Here is a 953-nt window from a genome sequence, read left to right as displayed (position 1 = left end):
AACAGGATACCAATGAAAAACATCACTCACCCAGCCTCGCCCGTTATCCTTGAACAAAAGCCTCCTAACCTCTCTAAGGTGAATTTTGATCAAGCTCTCATTGAATCAAAAAGCCAATACACAAAAGCACTTAAAAGCTGCCAGGAGCGCCTTCTCCAAATCCAACAAGCCTATTATCGACAAGGCAAACGAGCAATTATCGTGTTTGAAGGTTGGGACGCCTCAGGTAAAGGTGGGGTAATTAGGCGAATTAGCGAAAAGCTCGACCCCCGCGGTTTTAGGGTCTATCCGATATCAGCGCCTCACCCCGATGAGCAAGGCCGACACTACCTGTATCGCTTTCAAACCCGTCTTCCCAAGCCAGGCACCTTAGCCATTTTTGACCGTTCTTATTACGGCCGGGTGCTTGTCGAGCGAGTAGAAGGCTTTGCACCAGAAACAGCTTGGCAGAGAGCTTATCAAGAAATAAATGAATTTGAGCGAATGTTGACTGATGACGGCGTGCACCTGATCAAGTTCTTTTTACATATCACGCCCGAAGAACAACTTAAGCGTTTTGAACTACGTTTAAACACACCAGAAAAGCAATGGAAGCTAACAGAAGAAGACATCCGAAATAGGCTAAAATGGGACGATTACACACACGCAAGCAACGATATGTTCCGTTTCACTAGTACCGAAGCATCACCCTGGAACGTAGTACCCGCTAATCATAAGTGGAGCATGCGAGTTGCTGTCATGCAGAAGCTGAATGATCAGCTTGTGAAAGGTGTTGATATCACACCACCCGCTCTCGACCCAAAGCTGGTCAAAGCTGCCAAGAAGCATTTGGGTCTAGAAATTTAGGCAGGAGTGATTTACTTCTGCTTCGCTTCAAAAGCTTCGAGCTGCTGAGGCGTTGCCTTCAATTGATGCTTCTCTTTCCATTCAGAATAAGGCATACCATAAACGGC

Annotated in this window: 2 protein-coding genes; one reads left to right on the top strand and one right to left on the bottom strand. The window is 46.4% G+C overall.

The window, feature by feature from the left end; genetic code table 11:
• On the top strand, positions 1-846 hold an 846-nt coding region (locus A3729_RS12190), incomplete at its 5' end, for a polyphosphate kinase 2 family protein (protein WP_369820132.1).
• Positions 847-857: 11 nt separating this feature from the next.
• Here A3729_RS12190 and A3729_RS12185 read toward each other — a convergent pair.
• The coding region (locus A3729_RS12185; RefSeq protein ID WP_156497920.1) for a DUF1244 domain-containing protein at positions 858-953 on the bottom strand (96 nt) is incomplete at its 5' end.

The sequence above is a fragment of the Oleiphilus sp. HI0043 genome (assembly GCF_001634935.1).
The sequence above is the reverse complement of the archived record's forward strand: the minus strand, read 5'-3'. Positions and strand labels throughout refer to the sequence as shown.